The organism is Streptomyces durhamensis, assembly GCF_000725475.1.
GTDB classification, from domain to species: Bacteria; Actinomycetota; Actinomycetes; order Streptomycetales; family Streptomycetaceae; genus Streptomyces; species Streptomyces filipinensis.
The window spans coordinates 88,513-96,355 of record NZ_JNXR01000028.1 but is presented as its reverse complement, the minus strand read 5'-3'; the positions used below and the strand labels follow the sequence as shown (position 1 = coordinate 96,355).

At 70.7% G+C, this 7,843-nt stretch carries 6 protein-coding genes; all 6 read left to right on the top strand.

The window, feature by feature from the left end:
* A partial coding sequence (locus IO33_RS0133275; RefSeq protein WP_031171958.1) for a DALR anticodon-binding domain-containing protein occupies positions 1-261 on the top strand: 261 nt, incomplete at its 5' end.
* Between the two features lie 53 nt (positions 262-314).
* A complete protein-coding gene (gene lysA / locus IO33_RS0133270) occupies positions 315-1,706 on the top strand; it encodes a diaminopimelate decarboxylase (RefSeq protein WP_031171956.1) in 1,392 nt (463 codons plus the stop codon).
* 146 nt (positions 1,707-1,852) lie between these two features.
* The gene (locus IO33_RS0133265; RefSeq protein ID WP_031171955.1) at positions 1,853-3,145 is read left to right on the top strand and encodes a homoserine dehydrogenase; all 1,293 of its coding nucleotides are present in this window, start codon (positions 1,853-1,855) and stop codon (positions 3,143-3,145) included.
* Between the two features lie 6 nt (positions 3,146-3,151).
* Positions 3,152-4,210 (top strand): threonine synthase, encoded by a 1,059-nt coding sequence (thrC, locus tag IO33_RS0133260; RefSeq protein ID WP_031171954.1) that lies wholly within the window; start codon positions 3,152-3,154, stop codon positions 4,208-4,210.
* A gap of 282 nt (positions 4,211-4,492) precedes the next feature.
* Positions 4,493-5,410: a homoserine kinase gene (gene thrB / locus IO33_RS0133255; RefSeq protein ID WP_031171952.1), complete on the top strand. Its 918-nt coding sequence runs from the start codon at positions 4,493-4,495 to the stop codon at positions 5,408-5,410.
* Between the two features lie 404 nt (positions 5,411-5,814).
* Positions 5,815-7,797 (top strand): transcription termination factor Rho, encoded by a 1,983-nt coding sequence (gene rho / locus IO33_RS0133250; protein ID WP_031171950.1) that lies wholly within the window; start codon positions 5,815-5,817, stop codon positions 7,795-7,797.
* The last annotated feature ends 46 nt before the right edge of the window (positions 7,798-7,843 follow it).

Sequence of the window (7,843 nt, the reverse complement as noted above, 5' to 3'; positions counted from 1 at the left end):
CCCCAGCCCCCCCTAGGCCCCCTCGCCGATTACCCCCGCGTTCTCGCCGCGGCCGCCATCCACCGTGCCCCGGACCGGCTTGCCCGGCATCTCGTCACCGTCGCCGATGCCGTGCTGCCCTTCCTGCCCTGCGTGCTTCCCTGCGGTGAGGAGAAACCCTCGGCCGCCCACCGTGCCCGGCTCGCCCTTGCCGAAGCCGCCGGGACGGTGCTGGCCGGCGGCCTGTCCCTGCTCGGCATCGACGCACCCGAACACCTCTGAGGGCCCGGTGCACCGCCGCCCCGGAGAGAGACAGAGAGTCTGAGAGTCACGTCATGAGCCGTTCCGCCCACCCCGCCGGACCCCGTCACGCCGACGTCCTGCCCGAGGGGCACTACTCCGCGCCGCCCGCCGACCTCAACGTCCTCGACCAGAAGGTCTGGGCCCAGACCGTCGCGCGCGACGCCGACGGGGTCCTCACGGTCGGCGGCGTCGACGTCACCCGGCTCGCCGAGCTGTACGGCACGCCCGCCTACATCCTCGACGAGGCCGACTTCCGCGCCCGCGCGCGCGCCTGGCGTACCGCCTTCGGGGCCGACGCCGACGTGTTCTACGCCGGCAAGGCTTTCCTGTCCCGTGCCGTCGTGCGGTGGCTGAGCGAGGAGGGGCTGAACCTGGACGTCTGCTCCGGTGGCGAGCTGGCGACCGCCCTGTCCGCCGGGATGCCCGCCGAGCGCATCGCCTTCCACGGCAACAACAAGTCGGTGGACGAGATCGAGCGGGCCGTGCGCGCCGGTGTCGGGCGGATCGTGCTCGACTCCTTCCAGGAGATCGTGCGGGTGGCGCACATCGCGGAGTCCCTGGGCAAGCGGCAGAAGGTCCAGATCCGGATCACCGTCGGCGTCGAGGCTCATACGCACGAGTTCATCGCCACCGCCCACGAAGACCAGAAGTTCGGGATTCCGCTCGCCGGCGGGCAGGCCGCCGAGGCGGTGCGGCGGGCGCTTCAGCTCGACGGGCTGGAACTGATCGGCATTCACAGCCACATCGGGTCGCAGATCTTCGACATGTCCGGCTTCGAGGTCGCCGCCCACCGCGTCGTCGGGCTGCTCCGGGAGATCCGGGACGAGCACGGCGTCGAACTGCCCGAGATCGACCTCGGCGGCGGGCTCGGGATCGCCTACACCAGCGCCGATGATCCCCGTGAGCCGCATGAGATCGCCAAGGCGCTCACCGAGATCGTGAGTCGCGAGTGCGACGCCGCCAAGCTGCGTACGCCCCGGATCTCCGTCGAGCCCGGGCGGGCCATCGTCGGTCCGACCGCCTTCACGCTCTACGAGGTCGGCACCGTCAAGCCGCTCGACGGGCTGCGGACGTACGTGTCGGTCGACGGGGGTATGTCCGACAACATCCGGACCGCTCTGTACGACGCCGAGTACAGCGTCGCCCTCGTCTCGCGCACCAGTGACGCCGAGCCGATGCTCGCGCGTGTCGTCGGCAAGCACTGCGAGAGCGGGGACATCGTGGTCAAGGACGCGTTCCTGCCCGCCGACCTGGCACCGGGTGACCTGATCGCCGTACCGGCCACCGGCGCGTACTGCAGGTCCATGGCCAGCAACTACAACCATGTGCTCCGGCCGCCCGTCGTCGCCGTGAAGGACGGCGAGGCCCGGGTGATCGTCCGGCGTGAGACGGAGGAGGACCTCCTGCGTCTCGACGTCGGGTGACCGCGGGAGCCCCGGGGCGGAAGATCTCCGGTCTGCCACCCCTGTACAAATGAAATAGATGTCTCACGATCCGGACGAAGGGTAGAAACTCCCGTCCGGTGAGTGAGACTGGTCCAACCGTAGACGGTATGAGGAAACGAGGTCGGATGATGCGTACGCGTCCGCTGAAGGTGGCGCTGCTGGGCTGTGGAGTGGTCGGCTCAGAGGTGGCGCGCATCATGACGACGCACGCCGACGACCTCGCCGCCAGGATCGGCGCCCCGGTCGAGCTCGCCGGGGTCGCCGTACGGCGGCCGTCCAGGGTGCGTGAGGGCATTCCGGCGGAGCTCGTCACTACCGACGCCACGGCCCTCGTCAAACGCGGGGACATCGACGTCGTCGTGGAGGTGATCGGGGGGATCGAACCCGCCCGTTCCCTCATCACCGCCGCGTTCGAGCACGGGGCCTCCGTCGTCTCCGCCAACAAGGCCCTGCTCGCCCAGGACGGCGCCGCCCTGCACGCCGCGGCGGAGGAGAACAACAAGGACCTCTACTACGAGGCCGCCGTCGCCGGTGCCATCCCGCTGATCCGCCCGCTGCGCGAGTCCCTCGCCGGCGACAAGGTCAACCGGGTGCTGGGGATCGTCAACGGCACCACCAACTTCATCCTCGACAAGATGGACTCCACGGGCGCCGGCTACCAGGAGGCCCTGGACGAGGCCACCGCGCTCGGGTACGCGGAGGCCGATCCGACCGCCGACGTCGAGGGGTTCGACGCCGCCGCCAAGGCCGCCATCCTCGCCGGGATCGCCTTCCACACGCGGGTGCGGCTGGACGACGTCTACCGCGAGGGCATGACCGAGGTCACCGCGGCCGACTTCCGCTCGGCCAAGGAGATGGGCTGCACCATCAAGCTGCTCGCCATCTGCGAGCGCTCCAAGGACGGGGCGTCCGTCACCGCGCGGGTGCACCCCGCGATGATTCCGCTGACCCACCCGCTCGCCTCCGTGCGCGGCGCGTACAACGCCGTCTTCGTGGAGTCGGACGCCGCCGGTCAGCTGATGTTCTACGGCCCCGGCGCCGGCGGTTCGCCGACCGCCTCGGCCGTGCTCGGCGACCTCGTCGCCGTCTGCCGCAACCGACTCAACGGCGCAACGGGGCCCGGTGAGTCGGCGTACGCCGCCCTGCCGGTCTCGCCGATGGGCGAGGTCGTCACGCGCTACCACATCAGCCTCGACGTCGCGGACAAACCGGGTGTTCTCGCCCAGGTCGCGACCGTGTTCGCCGAGCACGGGGTGTCGATCGATACGGTGCGCCAGCAGGGCAAGGACGGCGAGGCCTCCCTCGTCGTCGTCACCCACCGCGCGTCCGACGCCTCCCTCACCGGGACCGTCGAGGCGCTGCGCAAGCTCGACACCGTGCGGGGTGTCGCCAGCATCATGCGGGTTGAAGGAGAGTAACCAGCAATGACTCACCAGTGGCGCGGAATCATCGAGGAGTACCGGGACAGGCTGCCGGTATCCGACACCACGCCGGTCGTGACGCTCCGCGAGGGCGGCACGCCCCTCGTGCCCGCGCAGGTGCTCTCCGAGCGCACGGGCTGTGAGGTCCACCTGAAGGTGGAGGGGGCCAACCCCACCGGCTCCTTCAAGGACCGTGGCATGACCATGGCCATCTCGAAGGCCAAGGAGGAGGGGGCGAAGGCGGTCATCTGCGCCTCCACCGGCAACACGTCCGCCTCCGCCGCCGCCTACGCGGTGCGGGCCGGCATGGTTTCGGCCGTTCTCGTGCCGCAGGGCAAGATCGCGCTCGGCAAGATGGGCCAGGCCCTCGTGCACGGCGCGAAGATCCTCCAGGTCGACGGCAACTTCGACGACTGCCTCACCCTCGCCCGCTCGCTGAGCGAGAACTACCCGGTGGCGCTGGTCAATTCGGTCAACCCGGTGCGTATCGAGGGCCAGAAGACGGCCGCCTTCGAGATCGTGGACATGCTCGGCGACGCGCCCGACATCCACCTCCTCCCGGTCGGCAATGCGGGCAACATCACCGCCTACTGGAAGGGCTACCGGGAGTACGCCGCCGACGGCATCGCCACGAAGACCCCTCGCATGTGGGGCTTCCAGGCCTCCGGCAGCGCCCCGATCGTGCGCGGTGAGGTCGTCAAGGACCCCTCGACCATCGCCACCGCCATCCGCATCGGCAACCCGGCCTCCTGGCAGTACGCCCTCGCCGCGCGCGACGAGTCCGGTGGCGCCATCGACGAGGTGACGGACCGTGAAATCCTGCGCGCCTACCGCCTGTTGGCCGCGCAGGAGGGCGTCTTCGTGGAGCCCGCCTCCGCCGCCTCCGTGGCCGGTCTGCTCAAGGCCGCCGAGCAGGGCAGGGTCGACCCGGGCCAGAAGATCGTCTGCACGGTCACCGGCAACGGTCTGAAGGACCCCGACTGGGCTGTCGCCGGCGCCCCGCAGCCCGTCACCGTGCCGGTCGACGCGGCCGCCGCGGCCGAGCGCCTCGGCCTCGCCTGACGGTCCCGTCCGCCGCTGACAGGCGGAGATCCCTGTGGAGGGTGCACAGGGGGCTTACGACACGCATCGTGCGCCTCCTGTGCGCCCTATGTCGCCACAGAACCTTCCTTCGATAGGCTGTACTGAACCCGCCCACCGCATATGCCCTCGCGTGTGGCACGGGGCCGCGCCGTCTCCGCGCCCCGACGGGTCTTCGTACGTCATCGGATGTCCACCGGGTGGCCGTCGAACTCGATCGATCACCACTCGACAGTCACGCAGCTCAAGGAGAGTCAACGAGCGATGGCCGGTCCAGCGTTCCGCGCCGCCGCCGTCCGGGTGCGCGTTCCCGCCACCAGCGCCAATCTCGGCCCGGGCTTCGACGCCCTCGGCCTGGCGCTGGGGCTCTACGACGACGTGGTCGTCCGGGTGGCCGACACCGGGCTGCACATCGACATCGCGGGGGAGGGCGGCGAGACCCTTCCGCGTGACGAGTCTCACCTGCTCGTCCGCTCCCTGCGCACCGCCTTCGATCTGCTGGGCGGCCAGCCCCGCGGCCTGGAAATCGTCTGCGCCAACCGCATTCCGCACGGCCGCGGCCTGGGCTCCTCCTCCGCCGCCATCTGCGCCGGCATCGTCGCCGCCCGCGCCGTGACCATAGGCGGCGAGGCCCGTCTGGACGACGCGGCACTGCTGGAACTGGCCACCGAGATCGAAGGCCATCCGGACAACGTGGCCGCGTGTCTGCTCGGCGGCTTCACCCTGTCCTGGATGGAGGCCGGCGCCGCCCGGGCGATCAGGATGGAGCCGAACGATTCCATCGTTCCGGTGGTTTTCGTGCCCGGAAAGCCGGTTCTCACCGAGACCGCGCGCGGTCTGCTGCCGCGCACCGTGCCGCACGTCGACGCCGCCGTCAACGCGGGCCGTGCCGCCCTGCTCGTCGAGGCCCTCACCCGGCGCCCCGAGCTGCTGCTGCCCGCCACGGAGGACCGCCTCCACCAGGAGTACCGGGCCCCGGCCATGCCGGAGAGCACGGCGCTGGTGCAGCGGCTGCGCGCGGAGGGCGTCCCGGCCGTCATCTCGGGCGCCGGACCCACCGTCATGGCCCTCGCCGACGCCGGCACCGCCGACAAGGTGGAGGCCCTGGCCGGCACCGACTGGGCCGCCAACCGGCTGAGCCTGGACCTGCGGGGAGCGAGCGTGCTGCCGCTTGCGACCTGACACACGGTTGCCGGATTTGGAGAGGGGGAATGTTTGTTGGATCCGGTAGTGTTAATCTCAAGTCTGCACCCGACCCCACCATGGCGAGGTGCCTCGTGTCCCAGTCCGGGACAGACATTCTTCCGGGAGCCTCCCACGCCACTCCGTGTTCCGTGCGCCGTACCTGGGCAGTACGTCGTATGCGGACACTGAGCGGGCCGCCGGGCACGCTCCGGAATCGGTGCTACCACGCCACGTGACACTGGGTGCCACGGCTCGCGGAAGCGCCAATCACCGTACATTTCTTCCGCCGCTTTGGCGGACCACCGCCCCGGCACGGTTCACGGAAGACAGGACCGTAGCCGGACAGCACAACCGGTCGCCGAGCCAGACAGGCCGACGTCCGCTCCAGGGAAGGACCCTTCGTGAGCGACACCACCGATCTGATGGGCGCACGTGTCGAGGAGACCGCTGCCGCGCCCGCCACGGACGCCTCCGCGCCTGCCACCGGTGCCGGCTCCCGGCGGCGCCGTGGTACCGGCCTCGAGGGCATGGTGCTGGCCGAGCTGCAGCAGGTCGCCTCGGGCCTCGGTATCAGGGGCACCGCGCGGATGCGCAAGAGCCAGCTGATCGAGGTCATCAAGGAGGCGCAGGCCGCCGGGGGCGCCGCCCCCAAGGCCGAGGCCACCACCGAGACCAAGCCCAAGCGCCGCGCCACCTCCAAGGCCCGTACGGGTGAGGCCGCCGTCGACGGCGAGAAGAAGGCCGAGGCCCCCGCCGAGCAGGCCGTGGCCCAGCAGCAGATCGAGATCCCCGGCCAGCCGGCCTCCGACGACGCCCCGACCGAGCGCCGTCGCCGCCGCGCCACCGCCGAGGCCGGCAGCCCCGCCGCGAGCGGCGCCGAGACGATCGCCGCCGAGGCGAAGACCGAGTCCAAGGCCGAGACGCCCGCGCAGCAGGGCGAGGCCAAGGGCGACGCCGGTGACGGCGAGGGCCGCGGCCGCCGGGACCGCCGCGAGCGCGGCCGTGACCGCGACCGTGACCGCCGTGGCAAGGGCGACGACCAGCAGGGCGGCGGCCGTCAGGACCGTCAGGACCGTCAGCAGCAGGGTCAGCAGCAGGGCGGCGGCCGTCAGGACCGCAACGCCGGCCCGCAGGACGACGACGACTTCGAGGGCGGCCGTCGTGGCCGTCGCGGCCGCTACCGCGACCGCCGTGGCCGCCGTGGCCGCGACGACATGGCAGTCGAGCCGCAGCTCGCCGAGGACGACGTCCTGATCCCGGTCGCGGGCATCCTGGACATCCTCGACAACTACGCCTTCATCCGGACCTCCGGTTACCTGCCGGGTCCGAACGACGTGTACGTCTCCCTCGCCCAGGTCCGCAAGAACGGCCTGCGCAAGGGTGACCACATCACCGGTGCGGTCCGCCAGCCGAAGGAGGGCGAGCGCCGCGAGAAGTTCAACGCGCTGGTCCGCCTCGACTCCGTCAACGGCATGGCGCCCGAACACGGCCGTGGCCGCCCGGAGTTCAACAAGCTGACCCCGCTCTACCCGCAGGACCGCCTCCGCCTGGAGACGGACCCGGGCGTGCTCACCACCCGCATCATCGACCTGGTCTCGCCGATCGGTAAGGGCCAGCGCGGTCTGATCGTGGCCCCGCCGAAGACCGGTAAGACCATGATCATGCAGGCGATCGCCAACGCGATCACGCACAACAACCCCGAGTGCCACCTGATGGTCGTCCTCGTCGACGAGCGTCCCGAAGAGGTCACCGACATGCAGCGGTCGGTGAAGGGCGAGGTCATCTCCTCGACCTTCGACCGTCCGGCCGAGGACCACACGACGGTCGCCGAGCTCGCCATCGAGCGCGCCAAGCGGCTCGTCGAGCTGGGGCACGACGTGGTGGTGCTTCTCGACTCCATCACGCGTCTGGGCCGTGCCTACAACCTGGCCGCGCCTGCTTCCGGCCGCATCCTGTCCGGTGGTGTCGACTCGACCGCCCTGTACCCGCCGAAGCGGTTCTTCGGCGCGGCCCGGAACATCGAGGACGGCGGCTCGCTGACCATCCTCGCCACCGCGCTGGTGGACACCGGGTCCCGCATGGACGAGGTGATCTTCGAGGAGTTCAAGGGCACCGGCAACATGGAGCTCAAGCTCGACCGGAAGCTCGCCGACAAGCGCATCTTCCCGGCGGTGGACGTGGACGCGTCCGGTACCCGTAAGGAAGAGATCCTGCTCGGCAACGAGGAGCTGGCCGTCGTCTGGAAGCTCCGCCGTGTCCTGCACGCGCTGGACCAGCAGCAGGCGATCGAGCTCCTGCTGGACAAGATGAAGCAGACCAAGTCGAACGTCGAGTTCCTGATGCAGATTCAGAAGACGACGCCGACGCCGGGTAACGGCGACTAGTCGAAGGGGACTTCCCCGCCGCGCCCCCGGGTCGCCGAGGCCGCCC